Below are 16,016 nucleotides of genomic sequence, written 5' to 3' on the forward strand. Positions count from 1 at the left end.
TACGCACAGCAATGTGTTCAGGTGACTGGTACTAATCGGCCGAGGACTTACCAACAACACCCACAACATCACCAAACCTCAGGTTCGGTTGGTGTTCGCATCCACTATGTACTTCTGAAACAACACACTCCTCCGGGTGGCTTCGCCCCCCCGGACACCCCCCAACAACACCACGGTGTGACGGGGTGGTGAGAGGTGACAAACAAACACACGCACACTACATGAGCGTGTTGTTTCACAAAGTTACGGCGGCTATAGCGGAGGGGAAACGCCCGGCCCCATTCCGAACCCGGAAGCTAAGCCCTCCAGCGCCAATGGTACTGCACCCTAATCAGTGTGGGAGAGTAGGACACCGCCGAACACAACATCCCATTGTGGCCCCTCGCGATTCGTGAGGGGCCACAATGCTTTTCTGGGTCGAGACGTGATCAGTCGGTGCCCTTCGGAACGACGATCATCGGAACCGACACCGCGCGAAGGATTTTCGCTGCGGTTGTGCCGAGGAAGAGCGTGTTGGGCGCCGCCAGCCGGCTGGAGCCGACCATGACCACATCGCCGTCCTGCCAGTCCAGGGAGCCGACTGCCTCCTCGATGGTCGACCCCTGGGCGATCGCCGAGCTGACCGGGAAGTCCGGTGGCAGTTGTTCTCTGGCCGCCTCGAGACTGCGTCGCGCGTGTTCGCGAGCGTGGTCGAGGGCCCGTTCTTCCGGCTCGGTGCGCCAGGGTTGGACGTCGTCGACGGCGACCAGCGAGATCAGCCGGATGGGCCGATGTGCACGGACACCGCTGCGCAACGCCGTCTGGAACAACAGCTGGGTGCCTGGCCTGCTACCGATCGCGACCGAGATCTCTCGCACCTCGTCGGCGCCGAGATGCGCGAACCCCGGTGGCGCCACCGCCACCGGGACCGGTGCGGAATGCAAGATGTCGTTGACCACGGTCCCGAGTGTGTGCCGGCCGCGGATACCGCCACCCGCGCCGCCGATGACCAGCATGTCCGCCGATGTGCGCCGGGCCTGCACGATGAGACCCTCCCCGGGGTTGGCGTGTTCGGCGATCGTCGTGGTGGTCTGGATGTCGTCGGGGAGTCTGGCGGCAGCGGCGTCGAGCCATCGGCGGGCCGCATTGTCCAGGGCGTCGGAGAGGCGTTCGACCGAGACCTGTTCGGACGGGTCGGCGCTGTCCGGCTCGGGTGGGATGACGATGCAGAGCTCGAGTTCGGCGTCGAAGGTCCGCGCGAGGCATGCGCCGAGGGCGACCGCGTCGTCGCCTCCCGAGGTGGCGATGTATGCGACGAGCAGCTTCATCGGTACTCCCAGCGTCGGTGTCTCGGTCCCCGGTCATCGCCAGCCTAGTCATCTCCGACGGGGTGCCGGGGGACACGCTTAGATGGGGTCATGGACTCCCTCGTCGACGGTTACCTCAGCCACATCATGGACGAATGCCATTCGGACCGATCCGGTCATGTCGCCGACTACATCCCGGAACTGGCCGCCGTCGACCCCGAGGGTTACGGCCTGTCGATGTGCGTGCACGACGGCCACACCTACTCACATGGTGACTCCGCGACGGCGTTCACCATCCAGTCGGTCTCCAAGCCCCTCACCTATGCGATGGTCCTGAAGAAGCACGGCACCGCGGCGGTCGACGCGAAGATCGGCGTCGAGCCGTCCGGCGAGGCATTCAACGAGATCAGCGTGGACGAGCGCCGACGCCCGAAGAACCCGATGATCAATGCGGGGGCCATCTTTGCCGCATCCATGCTGTTGCCGCCGACCCGGGACGTGGCCGAGGCGGCGGTCGACGCCGCTTTCCGGGAGGTGCTCGAGTTCTACTCCGGATGTGCCGGACGGCGCCTCACGATGGACGAGGGGGTCTATGCCTCCGAGGCCGCGACGGGTTCGCGCAACCGCGCGATCGCCTACATGCTAGACAGCTTCGGGGCTCTAGAGACCAGCCCGGACGCCGCTCTCGACCTCTACTACCGACAGTGCTCGATTCGGGTGACGACCGACGACCTGGCCGGGATCGGCGCGACGATCGCGAACGGCGGGATGAATCCCCGCACGGGTCGGACGGTCTTCTCCAACGAGACCGCGCAGCGGTTGCTGAGTGTCATGACGACGTGCGGGATGTACGACGGCGCGGGGGACTGGGTCACCTCCGTCGGCCTGCCAGCGAAGAGCGGCGTCGGTGGCGGGATCCTCGCGGTGCTGCCGGGGCAACTCGGCATCGGCGTGTACTCGCCACGGCTCGACGGTCACGGCAACAGCGTCCGCGGCGTCGACGTGTGTCGGCATCTGTCCACCGACCTGGGTCTGCACATGTTCAACGTGACACGGGAGAGTCGGGTGACGATCCGGTCGGTCTACGACCTCGCCGACACCCCCGTCAGCGCGGAATGGGGCGAGCAGGAGCGCAGCTATCTGCGGACCTGTCGCGACCGCATCCGCGTGTACGAACTGCAGGGAGACCTGACCTTCGCCGGCGCCGAGAGTGTCCAGCGGCGCCTCATGGCCGACATCGACGCATACACCGTCGTCATCGTCGAGATCTCCCGCATCGGGGTGATCGACGCGGTCGCACGCACGATGGTGCTGAGCATCAAACGGCTGCTGGACGACAGCGGCCGGCGGGCCGCGCTCGTCGACCCGGACGGCGTCGTCCGCGCCAGCGTCGATCGGCACCGTGACGACGCGGCGGTGCCCGATCTCGATGCGCCGCCGGAACTCCGGGGATTCGACCCGGCGCTTCCGCACGTGCACTCGACGATGGACGACGCGGTCGTCGATGCCGAGACGTTTCTGCTGAAGCACTACTACGACGAGTGAGCGGGCCGCGCCGCCCGGTTCCGGGACACACCACTAGGGTGGGCACGTGCGTCTCGTCATCGCGGAGTGTCAGGTCGACTACGTCGGGCGGCTGACCGCCCATCTGCCCATGGCCCGGCGGTTGCTGCTGATCAAATCGGACGGATCGGTGAGCGTGCACGCCGACGACAGGGCCTACAAGCCGTTGAACTGGATGAGTCCGCCGTGCTGGCTCACCGAGGCGCAGGTTCCCGACGGTACGCAGGCGGAGGCGTACTGGGTCGTCACCAACAAGGCGGGCGAGGAACTCCGCATCACCATCGCGTCGATCGAGCACGACTCCCAGCACGACCTCGGCATCGACCCCGGACTCGTCAAGGACGGCGTCGAGGCGCACCTGCAGGAGCTGCTCGCCGAGCATGTCGAGACGTTGGGTCCGGGTCACACGCTCATCCGCCGCGAGTACATGACCGCGATCGGGCCGGTGGACCTGCTGTGCCGGGACGCATCGGGTGCCACGGTGGCGGTCGAGATCAAACGGCGCGGGGAGATCGACGGTGTCGAGCAGCTCACCCGGTACCTCGAGCTGCTCAACCGCGACACCACACTCGCCCCGGTGGCCGGCGTATTCGCCGCCCAGCAGATCAAGCCGCAGGCCCGCACGCTGGCCGAGGACCGCGGAATCCGTTGCGTGGTGCTCGATTACGACGAGCTTCGCGGCGCGGAGAGCACGGAGTTCCGGCTGTTCTAGGCCCACCCTGCGGAGCAAGCGGCGTGGCCCACCCCCTGCTCCCTGAGGTGCGAGCGCAGCGAGCCACGAAGGGCCCTCGCCCTCGTCTTGCCAGGCCCTTCGTGGCTCGTCGCTCGCGCTCCTCGCACCTCAGGGAGCAGGGGCTGGGACCTGAGGTTGTGTGGTTCTTTCGGATCAGGCGGAGCGGACCTCCGGCGACCGCGCCTCGGGCGAGAGCTTGCGGTTGAGGAGGTCGAGATCGTCGGCGTCGGACAGCACGGAGTACTCGGAGTCGTCGGGCTGGGCGAGCAGTTCCGGCAACTCGGCCAGCTCCTCGCGTAGCCGCCCGAGGTTGGCGGCGATGTCCTGACGCGTGCGATCAGCCGCCTGCGCGAGTTCGCGTGATCGATCGAGTCGTTCGGTCGCGATGTCGAGCGCGGTCTGACGGATGTGTGCCGCCTCGTCGAGTGCGCGTTCGCGCTGATCGGCGAGTTCGGCATCATGGCGTTCCCGCTCGGCCCGGCGTTCGGCGGCGCTGACCGCCTCGAGTTCGGCGACCTCGGCTTTCGCCTTCTCCACCACTCGGCGGGCCTCGTCCTTGGCGGCCTGCATGGTCTTGGTGTGTTCGGCCTCCATCGCGGCGGTGCGCTCGGCGATGAGGCGGGCGGACTCCGACTCGTTGGCGGCCGCGGTCTCCTTGACCTGCCGTGCCCGGGCGGCGGCCTCGTCGACCAGCTTCTTCGCGGCCGTGCGTGCCTCGCCCCGGACGCGCTCGGCGTCGGTCGCGGCCGACGACCGCATGTCGGCGGCCTCCTGGCGCGCGATGGACAGCGTCTCGGCGGCTTCGGCGGCCGCTTCGGCGCGCATCTCCGACGCTTCGTCGGACGCCAGCTGCAGCATCCGCGACAGTCGCTCGCTCATCCCTTGCGCGGTGGTCGGCGGGACCGAGAGCTTGTCGACCTCCCGGCGCAGTTCGGCTATCTCGTCGCGCGCGTCCTCGAGATGCGCGGCGAGTTCGTGTGCGTTGGCGGTGGCGGCGTCGCGATCGGCGGCGAGGACGCGCAGATCGGCGTCGAGGCGCTGGAGGTGATCGGCGACCTGCTCACGGTCATAACCGCGCATCACGATCGCGAAGGGCAATTGCCGTGCGGGACCTGGCATGGCGGCCAGTGTATCGGAGAGAGTGCGGGATCTCCTCGACGTCGGCGACGCCGTGCGTGGAGGTGCCGAGCCGGCCGGTCCACGGATGGGAGCGGCCGGCTCGGCATGTCGAGTCAGCTAGCGGCGCAACGGTTTTCGGCCGTTGCGGCGGATCAGTGTGCGGTGGCGGCGGGTTCCACGAGTTCGAGCAGCACGCCGCCCGCGTCCTTGGGGTGGACGAAGTTGATGCGGGAGTCCGCGGTGCCCCGCTTCGCGGCAGGATAGAGGACCCGGACGCCGGCTTCGGTGAGTCGTGCCGTGACCGCGTCGACGTCGGTCACCCGCACGGCGAGCTGCTGGAGCCCAGGACCGTTGCGGTCGATGAACTTGGCGATCGTCGACGACTCGTCGAGCGGGGCGAGCAACTGGATGACCGCACCGGTGCCGCCGGCCGGGCCGACCATGGCCTCCTCGACGCCCTGCTCGGCGTTCGTCTCCTGATGCAGCGTCTCGAACCCGAGGTGGGTGGCGTACCACTCCTTGGCGGCGTCGAGATCGGGGACGGCGATGCCGACGTGATCGATGGCGACGATCAGGTCGGAGATGAGTGCGGTGGCGCTGGGGTCCGTTGCTGAGGAAGACATGGGACAACGGTAGCGTTGAGGTGTTGAGCGCACAGAGCGGGCGCTCGGTTGGCCCCCTATCTAGACACTTCCCGGAGGTTCCCTCATGACTTCGACTGCCGACAAGACCACGGTCATCGTCGCCGGCGCACGCACCCCCTTCGGCCGCCTGCTGGGCTCCCTGAAGGACTTCAGCGGGGTCGATCTCGGCGCGGTCGCCATCAAGGGCGCACTCGAGCGGGCCGGCGTTCCGGCATCCGAGGTCGAGTACGTGATCATGGGCCAGGTGCTGACCGCGGGGGCCGGTCAGATGCCCGCCCGCCAGGCCGCGATCAAGGCCGGCATCGGCTGGGACGTCCCGACCCTGACCATCAACAAGATGTGTCTGTCGGGGATCGACGCGATCGCGCTGGCCGATCAGCTCATCCGGGCCGGCGAGTTCGACGTCGTCGTCGCCGGCGGCCAGGAGTCGATGACTCAGGCGCCCCATCTCCTGCCCAACAGCCGCGGCGGCTTCAAGTACGGCAACACCGAACTCGTCGACCACATGGCGTTCGACGGGCTCTTCGACGCCTTCACCGATCAGCCGATGGGGGCGCTGACCGAGCAGGGCAACGACGCCGACGGGTTCACCCGTGAGCAACAGGACGAGTTCGCGGCACGAAGCCACCGGCTCGCCGCAGCCGCGTGGAAGAACGGCGTCTTCGACGACGAGGTCGTGCCGGTGGCCATCCCGCAGCGTAAGGGCGACCCGATCGAGTTCGCCGAGGACGAGGGGATTCGCGCCAACACCACCGTGGAGTCGCTGTCGGGGCTGCGGCCGGCCTTCCGCAAGGACGGCACGATCACCGCGGGCAACTCGTCGCAGATCTCCGACGGCGCGGCGGCCGTCGTGGTGATGAGCAAGGCCAAGGCCGAGGAACTGGGCGTCACGTGGCTGGCCGAGATCGGCGCCCACGGCGTCGTCGCCGGCCCGGACTCCAGCCTGCAGGCGCAGCCGGCCAATGCGATCGTCAAGGCCTGTGACCGCGAGGGCATCGCACCCGCGGACCTGGACCTCATCGAGATCAACGAGGCCTTCGCGGCGGTCGGGCTGTCCTCGACCAAGCAGCTCGGCGTCGATCCCGAGATCGTCAATGTCAACGGTGGTGCGATCGCCGTCGGACATCCGATCGGGACCTCCGGGGCGCGCGTCGCGCTGCATGTCGCGCTCGAGCTGAAGCGACGGGGCGGTGGCGTCGGTGCAGCCGCGCTCTGTGGAGCCGGCGGCCAGGGTGACGCGCTGATCATCCGGGTTCCGAAGTCCTGAACGAAGGAGATGTCTACGACATCTTGTAGTAGTTTGCTGTCCGATTCGGCACAATGAGGGCCATGCTGTCATTCTTCGACCTGACCACTCCCGCCAAGCGCTTCCGGTTCGTCGCCGTCGCCGAGGCGATCACCTGGGCGGTCCTGCTGGTCGCCATGGTCGTCAAGCGGGTCAACGACGACGACGAGGCCATCGCCAAGCCGGGCATGATCCACGGGATCGTCTTCGTGATCTTCGTGGTCGTCGCCCTGATCACGGCGATCCAGCTCAAGTGGAACGCGGTGAAGTGGGAGCTGCCGGTGGGTTCGCGGCGGATCGGAATCCCGATCGTCACCCTGCTGGCGCTGGTCTCGAGCCTCCCGCCGTTCGGCACGATCGTGTTCGAGTGGTGGGCGCGCCGTAACGGCCATCTCGCCGAACTGTCCGCCGACCGCGCGCCCAGGCAGGCCACGGCCTGACCGCCCCGATCCCGCCTTCGATCGCCCCGACGCTCCGGCGCTCCCGCCGCAGCGTCGGGGCGATCTTCGCGCTCAACGGGTTTCTCGCCGCGATGTGGGTGGCCCACATCCCGGTCATCAGTGCGCGCACCGGAGTCGATCACGACCAACTCGGCGGACTGTTGCTGTTGCTCGGCGCGTCGGCGTTCGTCGGCATGCAGGTCTGCGGCCGTCTGATCGACCGTCGGGGGTCCCGGCCGGTGACGATCGGTGCCGCGCTGCTGCTGTCGGCGGTCATCGTCGCCCCGGTGCTCGCCGCCGACGCCCTGACGCTCGCCGCCGCGCTCGTCGCCTTCGGATTCGCCAACGGTTGCCTGGATGTGTCGATGAACGCGCAGGCGGTCGTGGTCGAACGGGCCTACGGCCGACCGATCATGTCGTCGTTCCACGGGTTCTTCTCGGCGGGCAGTCTCGTGGGTTCGGGAGTAATCGCGGCAACCCTGTGGGCCGACGTCGGTGTCGTCCTCACCGTGGCCTGCGCCGCGGCGGCCGGCATCGGCGTCGTGGCGTGGAACGCGCGCGGTCTGGCCGGTCGCGAGGTGGGGACCGACGATGCGAGTGCACGCGGTGCAGACGCCGACGGTCCCGCGTCCGGGAAGTGGTGGCACACCGTGGACCGGCGCCGCCTGGTGCTGCTGGCGGTGGTCGCGTTCGCACTCATGCTCGCCGAGGGCACCGCCTACGACTGGAGTGCACTGCACGTGGTCGAGACCTTCGGTTCCGCCGAAGCCGTCGGCGCCATCGCTTTCGGCGCATTCAGCGCGACGATGACCGTCGCGCGATTCGTCATCGATCCGGTCGTCGGGTCGGTGGGACCGGTGGCGGTCGTCCGCTACGGCGGCCTGCTCGGCACCGCCGGAATCCTGATCGCGGTGCTCTCGCCCGTACCCGCGCTCGCCATCGTGGGATGGGGTGTGTTCGGACTGGGTCTGGCGGGGCTGATCCCGCAGATCTTCACCGCGGCGGGCAATCTGTCGGGGGAGTCGAGCGGCCGGACGATCTCCGCCGTCGTCGGATGCGGGTACCTCGGCATGCTCGCCGGCCCCGCGGTCGTAGGCTTCATCAGCAGCCGGACCTCGCTGAACACCGGGTTGCTGGCGGCCGTGGCGGCGCTCGTCCTCGCCGTCGTGCTCGCGCCGGTCGTTCGCCCGGACCGCACGCGCACCGCCGCGCCGGACCGAACGCGTTCGCCCGACGTCATCTGATTCCGCGTGGGCGGTCGTGACACACTGGAGGGGTGACGCGACCAACCAATCGTCAGCAGGCCGCCGCCGCGGCCCGACAGCAGGCGGCAGCAGCCATGGCCATGTCCGGCGCGGTGGATCTCGGCGTACTCAAGGAGCGGGCCGAAGCCGAACGCGCACAAGCGCAACGGACCCAGTCGCAGGCCGCAGCACGACCTGCCGCGCCCGGTGAGCCGCCCGCCGAGGGCGGGCAGTCGCCGGCCGCCGGTGCGGGAACCGCGGCGGCCGCGGTCCTCGACGTCACCGAGGAGACGTTCGAGGCCGAGGTGCTCAACCGGTCGATGCAGCAGCTCGTGGTCATCGACCTATGGGCGGAATGGTGCGGGCCGTGTAAGCAGTTGTCGCCGGTCCTCGAACGCCTCGCCGCGCAGTCGGGCGGGCGCTGGGTGCTGGCGAAGGTCGACGTCGACGCCAATCCCCGTATCGCACAGGCCTTCCGGGTGCAGTCGATCCCGATGGTCGTCGCGATCGTGCAGGGACAGCCGGTGACCGCCTTCAACGGGGTGCGTTCCGAGGCCGAGATCACCCAGTGGATCGACGACATCTTCGCCCAGATCGGCGACATCCTCCCGGGCGTGCCCGACGGGCCCGCACCCGAGCCGGAGCCCGAGGACCCGAGGCTGGTCGCCGCCGAGACGAAGCTGAACGACGGCGACTTCGACGGCGCACTCGCCGACTACCGGGCGATCGCCGAGGCCGAGCCGGAGAACCTCGAAGCGGTGTCCGCCGCGCGGAACCTCGAGTTCATCCTGCGGGCGCAGGCGCACGATCCCACCATCGTGGAGACGGCGTCCCCCCGTGACGTCGACGCGCAGCTCGCGGCCGCGGACGTCCTGCTGCTCAACCAACAGCCCGAAGCAGCGTTCGACCGCATCATCGACGTCGTGCGCGTGACCGCGGGGGAGGAGCGCACCCGGGCGCGCACCCGGCTGCTCGAGCTGTTCGAACTCTTCGATCCCGCCGAGCAGTTCGTCGTGAGCGCCCGGCGCAAGCTCGCCAGCGCCCTCTACTGACGGCTGAGGCCACTGCCGCGGGAGTCTGAGTGGTGTGTTTCGGAACCAGGCGACTGATTCCGAAACACACCACTACTCCCGCGGCACCAGCCAGATCGCCGAGTTGGCGGGCAGCATGACCCGAGCCGACACGGGACGTCCGTGGTAAGACGGCCCATCCGCCGAGACCGACCCCATGTTGCCCCGCCCGGCACCGCTGTAGGCGTCGGCATCGGTGTTGAGGATCTCGTCCCAGACCCCGGCCGAGGGCAACCCGACCTGATAATCGGCGCGGTCGGAGCCGCTCAGGTTGAACAGGCACGCGACGACCGATCCGTCGGTGCCGTACCGGAGGAAACTGATCACGTTGTTGGCGGTGTCGTTGGCGTCGATCCACTCGTAACCCAGTGGATCGATGTCCTGGGTGTACAGCGCCGGTCGGGACCGGTAGATCCGGTTCAGGTCGGTGACGAGGACCGAGATACCGGAGTGCAGTTCGCCCTCCCAGCCCTCGAGCTGATGCCAGTCCAGGCTCCGATTGTCTGCCCATTCGCCGGTCTGCCCGAACTCCTGTCCCATGAACAGCAGTTGCTTGCCGGGGTGGGACCACATGTAGGCGAGGTAGACCCGCACGCCCGCGGCCTTGGCGAACGAATCGCCCGGCATCCGCGTCCACAGCGTGCCCTTGCCGTGCACGACCTCGTCGTGGGAGAGCGGCAGCACGAAGTTCTCGCTCCACGCGTACACCAGCGAGAAGGTGATCTCGTGGTGGTGGAAGCTGCGGTGGATCTGATCGCGGGACAGGTAGTCGAGGGTGTCGTGCATCCAGCCCATGTTCCACTTGAAGCTGAAGCCCAGCCCGCCGAGATCGGTCATGCGGGTCACGCCCGGCCATGCGGTCGACTCCTCGGCCACCGTGATCACGCCCGGGAAATGTTTGTGCACAGTCGCATTGGTCTCCTGGAGGAACTGCACCGCCTCCAGGTTCTCGCGACCGCCGTGCACATTGGGGCGCCATTGCCCGGCCGGTCGTGAGTAGTCCAGGTAGAGCATCGAGGCCACCGCGTCGACGCGGAGACCGTCGATGTGGAACTCGCTGAACCAGAACAGGGCGTTCGCCACGAGGAAGTTGCGGACCTCGTGCCGGCCGAAGTCGAAGACGTAGGTGCCCCAGTCGAGCTGCTCGCCGCGCATCGGATCGGCGTGCTCGTACAGCGGGGTGCCGTCGAATCGGGCGAGCGCCCAGTCGTCCTTGGGGAAGTGGGCCGGCACCCAGTCGACGATCACGGCGATGTCCCGGGAGTGCAGGTGGTCGACGAGGTAGCGGAAGTCGTCGGGCGTTCCGAAGCGCGCCGTCGGCGCGTAGTACGACGTGACCTGGTAACCCCAGGAACCGCCGAACGGGTGCTCGGCGACGGGCAGGAACTCGACGTGGGTGAAGCCCTTCTCGACGGCGTAATCGGCCAGCTCGTGCGCGAGTTCGCGGTAGCCGAGGCCTTGACGCCAGGAGGCGAGGTGGACCTCGTAGACGCTCATCGGCTCACGTTCGGGCGCGGACCGTTCCCGGCGCGCGATCCACGCGTCGTCGGTCCAGACGTGTTCGGACACGGTGACCCGGGACGCGGTTGCCGGGGGCGTGCTGGTGCGGAAGGCCATGGGGTCGGCCTTGTCGCGAATGACGCCGTCGGCGCCATGGACGCGGAACTTGTAGTGGGTCCCGTCGCCGACGTCGGGGATGAAGACCTCCCACACGCCGCTGACCCCGACCTTGCGCATCGGCGCAACGCGCCCGGTCCAGTCGTCGAAGTCGCCGATCACGGTGACACCGTGGGCGTTCGGCGCCCACACGGAGAAGGCGGTGCCGTGCACGTCGCCGTCGGTGGTCGTGTACGACGTCACCCGCGCGCCGAGGGCGTTCCACAGTTCCTCGTGGCGGCCCTCGCTGAACAGATGGATGTCGACGTCGCCGAGGCTCGGCAGGAACCGGTAACCGTCGGCCACGACGAATTCCGACGTGCCGCCGGCGGAATCGGGGTAGACGACGCGGTACCGGTAGTCCATCAGGTCGGCCATCGGCACCGTGACCACCCACAGGTCGTCGGTCTGGCGGGTCATCGGATGATCGACTCCGCCGATGACCACCGACACCGAGATCGCGTTCGGGCGCAGGGTGCGCAGGATCGTCGCGCCGCCGGGCGCGTCGTGGGCGCCGAGGAAGGCGTGTGGATCGGGATGGGTCTGCGCCGCGAGCCGACGCAGGTCGTGGTCGGTCGCGTAGGGGTCGGGTAGGTCTGGCGGATCGGTGCGATCGGTCACTGATACCTCACTGGATCCGATAGGCGAGCTGTTGTGCGGCAACAGGTTCGAGGGGCGGCAAGGCGAGGATGTGCGCCACCGCCCGCCAGGGCTCGAGCCGGACGTAGTTGTCCTGGCCCCACCAGTACTCCTCGCCGGAGACCTCGTCGCGGACGGGGAAGCGGTCGTACCACTCGAAGCCGAGCTTCGGCAGGTCGAGCCAGACCGTGGAGTCCTCGGGGCCGAACGGGTTCAGGTTGATCACCACGATGACCCGGTCACCCGACACCGGGTCGATCTTCGAGTAGGCGATCAGCGACGGGTTGTCGACATGGTGGAAATGGATGTTGCGCAGCTGCTGCAGTGCGGGGTGCCGGCGCCGGATCTCGTTCAGCGAGGTGATCCACGGCTCGAGCGACTCGCCGCGGCTCGCCGCCGCCTTGTAGTCACGGGGCCGCAGCTCGTACTTCTCCGAGTTGAGGTACTCCTCGCTGCCCTCGGTCACGGCGACGTGCTCGTACAGCTCGTATCCGCTGTAGACACCCCATGTCGGGGCCAGGGTCGCGGCGAGCGCGGCGCGCAGTGCGAACATGCCCGGACCGCCGTGCTGGAGACTCTCGTGCAGGATGTCGGGGGTGTTGACGAAGAGGTTGGGGCGGGCCTCGTCGGCGTGGTCGGCGATCTCCCGGCCGAACTGCTCGAGCTCCCACTTCAGCGTCTTCCAGGTGAAGTAGGTGTAGCTCTGGCTGAAGCCGAGCCGGGCGAGGCCGTAGAGCCGCGCCGGCCGGGTGAACGACTCGGAGAGGAAGAGCACATCGGGGTGCCGCTTCTTCACCTCGCTGATCAGCCACTCCCAGAAGTTCGGCGGCTTGGTGTGCGGATTGTCGACGCGGAAGATGTCGACTCCGAGCCCGACCCAGTGCAGGACGACCTTGAGGACCGCGCGGTAGATGCCGTTGCGGTCGTTGTCGAAGTTCAGTGGGTAGATGTCCTGGTATTTCTTCGGCGGGTTCTCCGCGAAGGCGATGGTGCCGTCGGGCTGGGTGGTGAACCACTCCGGATGCTCGAGCGCCCACGGATGATCCGGTGCGCACTGCAGGGCCAGATCGAGTGCGACCTCGAGCCCGAGTTCGCGAGCCCGGCCGACGAAGTACTCGAAGTCCTCCTCGGTGCCGAGGAGGGGATGGATGGCGTCGTGCCCGCCGTCGGATGATCCGATGGCCCACGGCGAACCGACATCCTCGGGTCCCGCGACGAGGGTGTTGTTGGGGCCCTTGCGGTTGATCTCGCCGATCGGGTGGATCGGCGGCAGGTAGACGACGTCGAAGCCCATGTCCGCGACGCGCGGCAGATCCTGGGCAGCGGTGAGGAACGTGCCGTGGACGGGATTGCCCTCACCGTCCCAGCCGCCGGTCGAGCGCGGGAACAGCTCGTACCACGAGCCGAACAGCGCGCGCTTGCGATCGACCCACACCCGGTAGGTACGACTCTTGGTGACGAGCTCTCGGACGGGATGGGCGGTCAGCAGTTCGACGACCTCGTCGGAGACCGCCAGACCCACCCGGTTCTCGACACGGCGACGACGTGCGCGGAGCTGGCGCGCGGCGTCGAGCAGGAGTTCTCGGTCATCACCGGCGACCAGGTCGGCTGCGGTGTCCAGTACCCGCGCGCCGGTCTCGATGTCGTTGGCGAGGTCGGCGGCGCCCTGCCCGGCGTCGAGCTTCTTCAGAACGGCCGAACGCCACGTGGCGTAGGGGTCGCTCCAGGCCTCGATCCGGTACGACCAGAATCCGACGGCGTCGGGAACGAAGGCTGCGTTGAAGGTGTCCGGTTCCGGCGCGGGGACCATCCGCACATCGAACGGCCCGCGTCGCGGGGCCTCGACGTGCAGTGTGACGCCGAGCGCGTCGTGTCCTTCGCGCCAGGCCGTGGTGCTGACCGGAAAGTATTCTCCCACAACGGCTTTGGCAGGTTGCTGGCCCGCCGACACAAGGGGTGCGATGTCGTCGATACCCATGCGCCCGATCACGTGGAGCCTCCTGTCGTCAGCTCCCGTGAGTGGCCGGGGTGCGCTGTCGGTCTCGCCTTCGTTGGTATCACCGGTACCCAACCTAGTGCCCCGCGGACGGGATTGTCTTGTCATGGATCGCCCGCCGTGTCGGGCGGGCCGGGCGCGGTGGGGTCGGTCGAGGTCAGCCCACCGAACGGGCGGGATCGGTCAATCGGGTCAGGGCCGAACGGACGACCGCGGGGTCGGTGGTACGCCACATCGGGGGCAGGGACGCGAGCAGATAGCCGCCGTACCCCGCCGTGGCCAGTCGGGAGTCGAGGACCGCGACGACCCCGCGGTCGTCGACCGAACGCAGCAGGCGGCCGGCACCCTGGGCGAGCAGCAGTGCGGCGTGGTTGGCCGCCACCGACAGGAATCCGTTGCCGCCGCGCGCATCGACCGCACGTTGCCGGGCGGTCAGCAGCGGATCGTCGGGACGAGGGAAGGGGATGCGGTCGATGAGCACGAGGCTCAACGACGGGCCCGGCACGTCGACCCCCTGCCACAGGGACAAGGTGCCGAACAGGCAGGTCGCCGGGTCGTCGGCGAACCGCCGGACGAGGGTGGACGTCGTGTCGTCGCCCTGGCACAGCACCGGGTGGTCGGTGCGGTCGCGGATCGCGTCGGCGGCTTCGCGCGCCGCGCGCATCGAGGAGAACAGACCGAGCGTGCGTCCGCCGGCGGAGTTCACGAGCTCGGTGATCTCGTCCATCGTCCGCGACGAGATGCCCGAGCGGTCGGGTCGGGGGAGGTGACGTGCGACGTAGAGGATCGCCGACCGCGGATAGTCGAAGGGCGAGCCGGCATCGAGGCCGGTCCAGCGTGCCGAACCCGAATCGGACGGGACCGCCTTCCCGCTGGCGGTGACGTCGGCTGTGCTCGACCCCGCTGCGGGGCTCGTCTCGTCTGTCACCGGACGGTCGGTCCCGCGCCCCGACGCCGGGAGTCCCCAGGTCGCGGCGAGGGCGTCGAAGGAGCCGCCGATCGTGAGGGTCGCCGAGGTCAGGATGACCGTGGCGTCGGCGAACAGGGAGGCCCGCAGCAGGCCGCCGACCGACAGGGGCGCGATGTGCAGGATGGGCCGGGGCTCGGCCCCCCGGCGTGAGGTGTCCAGTGACGCCCACGTGACGTCGCGCCGCTTCGCCTCGTCGGGTTCGTCGAACGCACCGAGTACACGGACGACGGTGTCGTGCATGTCCTCGAGCGAGGTCAGGGCCGCCGAGCGGGCGGCCGCCGCGCCGTCGTCGGCGCCGGCCATCCGTACCGGTCCGATCGCGGTGCGCGCCTGCCACAGTCGGTCCCGGAGCATCACGAGTACCGCGGTGGCGTCGGACGGCAGGCCGGTCCACTGGCGCATCGGTGCGTTGTCGAGCAATTCGCCCAGCTGTTCACCTGCGCCCAGGAGGGCGTCGGCGGTCTCCTCGTCGACGAGCTTCCCGCACCGGCGCGCGACGAGCGCCACCGAGGCCGCCGACAGTTCGTCGGTGGCCACCGAGGTCATCCGGTCGACGAGCTCATGGGCCTCGTCGATGACCACGACGTCGTGCTCGGGCAAGACATTGGCCGGGCTGGTGGCGTTGATGGCCAGCAGCGCGTGGTTGGTCACCACCACGTCGACCTTCCCGGACCGACGGCGGGACTGCTCGGCGAAGCAGTCCTCGCCGTAGGAGCAGTTGGCCGCGCCCAGGCACTCGCGGGCGGTGACGCTGACCTGTCGCCACGACCGGTCGGAGACGCCGGGGACGAGGTCGTCCCGGTCGCCGGTCTCGGTCTCGCTGCTCCACTCCCGCAGACGCGTGACCTCCCGGCCGGTGCGCGACAGCTCGAACGGGTCGAACAGCTCGGTGTCCGGCTCGTCGGCGGTACCGGAGTGGATCTTGTTCAGGCACAGATAGTTTCCGCGCCCTTTGAGAATCGCGAAGGTGGGCTCGCGGCCGATCGGCTTCTTCAGCGCCTTGGCCAGGCGGGGGAGATCGCGCTCGATGAGCTGGCGCTGCAACGCGATCGTCGCGGTGGACACCACGACGGTGCGGCCGCTCTCGACGGCGTGCCGGATGGCCGGCACGAGGTAGGCCAGCGACTTGCCGGTGCCGGTGCCGGCCTGGACCGCGAGATGCTCGCCGGTGTCGATGGCATGCGCGACCGCGGAGGCCATCGCGACCTGACCGTCGCGGCGGCGACCGCCGAGTGCGGTGACCGCCGCGTCGAGAAGGTCGGTCACCGGGGGTGTGTTGGGCATGAGGTGTGTTCCGGTTGTCCTTGCTGGGTTCGCCGTGCGCGGGAACGGTGCTCTTTCAGACGTATCGCGGGCCCGGTCGGTTCCCGC

12 protein-coding genes and 1 rRNA gene are annotated in these 16,016 nt (G+C 68.7%); 7 read left to right on the top strand and 6 right to left on the bottom strand.

Annotation, left to right across the window (positions count from 1 at the left end; genetic code table 11):
* Positions 1 to 244 precede the first annotated feature (244 nt).
* Positions 245 to 361, top strand: a 5S ribosomal RNA gene (gene rrf, locus B1818_RS18050).
* Positions 362 to 428: 67 nt separating this feature from the next.
* On the opposite strand, the gene B1818_RS18055 is transcribed toward rrf, so the two are convergent.
* Positions 429 to 1,307 carry a universal stress protein gene (locus B1818_RS18055; RefSeq protein ID WP_058249974.1) on the bottom strand — a complete coding sequence of 293 codons (879 nt, stop codon included), beginning with the start codon at positions 1,305 to 1,307 and terminating at the stop codon, positions 429 to 431.
* Positions 1,308 to 1,397: 90 nt separating this feature from the next.
* Between B1818_RS18055 and glsA the strand changes: the two genes are divergently transcribed.
* A complete protein-coding gene (glsA, locus tag B1818_RS18060; protein WP_058249975.1) occupies positions 1,398 to 2,831 on the top strand; it encodes a glutaminase A in 1,434 nt (477 codons plus the stop codon).
* A gap of 46 nt (positions 2,832 to 2,877) precedes the next feature.
* Positions 2,878 to 3,561 carry an endonuclease NucS gene (gene nucS, locus B1818_RS18065; RefSeq protein WP_058249976.1) on the top strand — a complete coding sequence of 228 codons (684 nt, stop codon included), beginning with the start codon at positions 2,878 to 2,880 and terminating at the stop codon, positions 3,559 to 3,561.
* A 174-nt stretch (positions 3,562 to 3,735) separates the two neighbouring features.
* On the opposite strand, the gene B1818_RS18070 is transcribed toward nucS, so the two are convergent.
* Complete coding sequence (locus B1818_RS18070) at positions 3,736 to 4,701, bottom strand: hypothetical protein (RefSeq protein WP_058249977.1); 966 nt, start codon at positions 4,699 to 4,701, stop codon at positions 3,736 to 3,738.
* 152 nt (positions 4,702 to 4,853) lie between these two features.
* Positions 4,854 to 5,324: a methylmalonyl-CoA epimerase gene (mce, locus tag B1818_RS18075; RefSeq protein ID WP_058249978.1), complete on the bottom strand. Its 471-nt coding sequence runs from the start codon at positions 5,322 to 5,324 to the stop codon at positions 4,854 to 4,856.
* A gap of 85 nt (positions 5,325 to 5,409) precedes the next feature.
* Between mce and B1818_RS18080 the strand changes: the two genes are divergently transcribed.
* The 4 genes from B1818_RS18080 to B1818_RS18095 all read left to right on the top strand — a co-directional run bounded on the left by B1818_RS18080 (position 5,410) and on the right by B1818_RS18095 (position 9,366).
* Positions 5,410 to 6,612: an acetyl-CoA C-acetyltransferase gene (locus B1818_RS18080; protein ID WP_065629062.1), complete on the top strand. Its 1,203-nt coding sequence runs from the start codon at positions 5,410 to 5,412 to the stop codon at positions 6,610 to 6,612.
* A 62-nt stretch (positions 6,613 to 6,674) separates the two neighbouring features.
* Positions 6,675 to 7,070 carry a DUF3817 domain-containing protein gene (locus tag B1818_RS18085; protein WP_058249980.1) on the top strand — a complete coding sequence of 132 codons (396 nt, stop codon included), beginning with the start codon at positions 6,675 to 6,677 and terminating at the stop codon, positions 7,068 to 7,070.
* Between the two features lie 92 nt (positions 7,071 to 7,162).
* Positions 7,163 to 8,314, top strand: a complete 1,152-nt coding sequence (locus tag B1818_RS18090) for an MFS transporter (protein WP_175404250.1) — start codon at positions 7,163 to 7,165, stop codon at positions 8,312 to 8,314.
* 95 nt (positions 8,315 to 8,409) lie between these two features.
* Positions 8,410 to 9,366 (top strand): tetratricopeptide repeat protein, encoded by a 957-nt coding sequence (locus B1818_RS18095; protein WP_176455955.1) that lies wholly within the window; start codon positions 8,410 to 8,412, stop codon positions 9,364 to 9,366.
* Between the two features lie 72 nt (positions 9,367 to 9,438).
* Here the strand turns inward: B1818_RS18095 and glgB are convergent, their stop codons facing one another.
* From glgB to B1818_RS18110, 3 genes are all read right to left on the bottom strand, one after another.
* Positions 9,439 to 11,661 (bottom strand): 1,4-alpha-glucan branching protein GlgB, encoded by a 2,223-nt coding sequence (glgB, locus tag B1818_RS18100; RefSeq protein ID WP_078113558.1) that lies wholly within the window; start codon positions 11,659 to 11,661, stop codon positions 9,439 to 9,441.
* A gap of 7 nt (positions 11,662 to 11,668) precedes the next feature.
* Complete coding sequence (locus tag B1818_RS18105) at positions 11,669 to 13,669, bottom strand: maltotransferase domain-containing protein (RefSeq protein ID WP_068971709.1); 2,001 nt, start codon at positions 13,667 to 13,669, stop codon at positions 11,669 to 11,671.
* 163 nt (positions 13,670 to 13,832) lie between these two features.
* Positions 13,833 to 15,929 carry an ATP-dependent DNA helicase gene (locus B1818_RS18110; RefSeq protein WP_078113559.1) on the bottom strand — a complete coding sequence of 699 codons (2,097 nt, stop codon included), beginning with the start codon at positions 15,927 to 15,929 and terminating at the stop codon, positions 13,833 to 13,835.
* Positions 15,930 to 16,016 lie beyond the last annotated feature (87 nt).

Origin of the sequence: Gordonia sp. IITR100, assembly GCF_002009645.1 — a bacterium.
Classification (GTDB): domain Bacteria; phylum Actinomycetota; class Actinomycetes; order Mycobacteriales; family Mycobacteriaceae; genus Gordonia; species Gordonia hongkongensis.

Coding starts and splice junctions, on each gene's coding strand:
- B1818_RS18085 (WP_058249980.1), top strand. CDS start 6,675: ATGCTGTCATTCTTCGACCTGACCACTCCCGCCAAGCGCTTCCGGTTC.
- B1818_RS18070 (WP_058249977.1), bottom strand. CDS start 4,701: ATGCCAGGTCCCGCACGGCAATTGCCCTTCGCGATCGTGATGCGCGGT.
- mce (WP_058249978.1), bottom strand. CDS start 5,324: ATGTCTTCCTCAGCAACGGACCCCAGCGCCACCGCACTCATCTCCGAC.
- B1818_RS18090 (WP_175404250.1), top strand. CDS start 7,163: ATGTGGGTGGCCCACATCCCGGTCATCAGTGCGCGCACCGGAGTCGAT.
- B1818_RS18095 (WP_176455955.1), top strand. CDS start 8,410: ATGGCCATGTCCGGCGCGGTGGATCTCGGCGTACTCAAGGAGCGGGCC.
- B1818_RS18080 (WP_065629062.1), top strand. CDS start 5,410: ATGACTTCGACTGCCGACAAGACCACGGTCATCGTCGCCGGCGCACGC.
- B1818_RS18055 (WP_058249974.1), bottom strand. CDS start 1,307: ATGAAGCTGCTCGTCGCATACATCGCCACCTCGGGAGGCGACGACGCG.
- glsA (WP_058249975.1), top strand. CDS start 1,398: ATGGACTCCCTCGTCGACGGTTACCTCAGCCACATCATGGACGAATGC.
- B1818_RS18110 (WP_078113559.1), bottom strand. CDS start 15,929: ATGCCCAACACACCCCCGGTGACCGACCTTCTCGACGCGGCGGTCACC.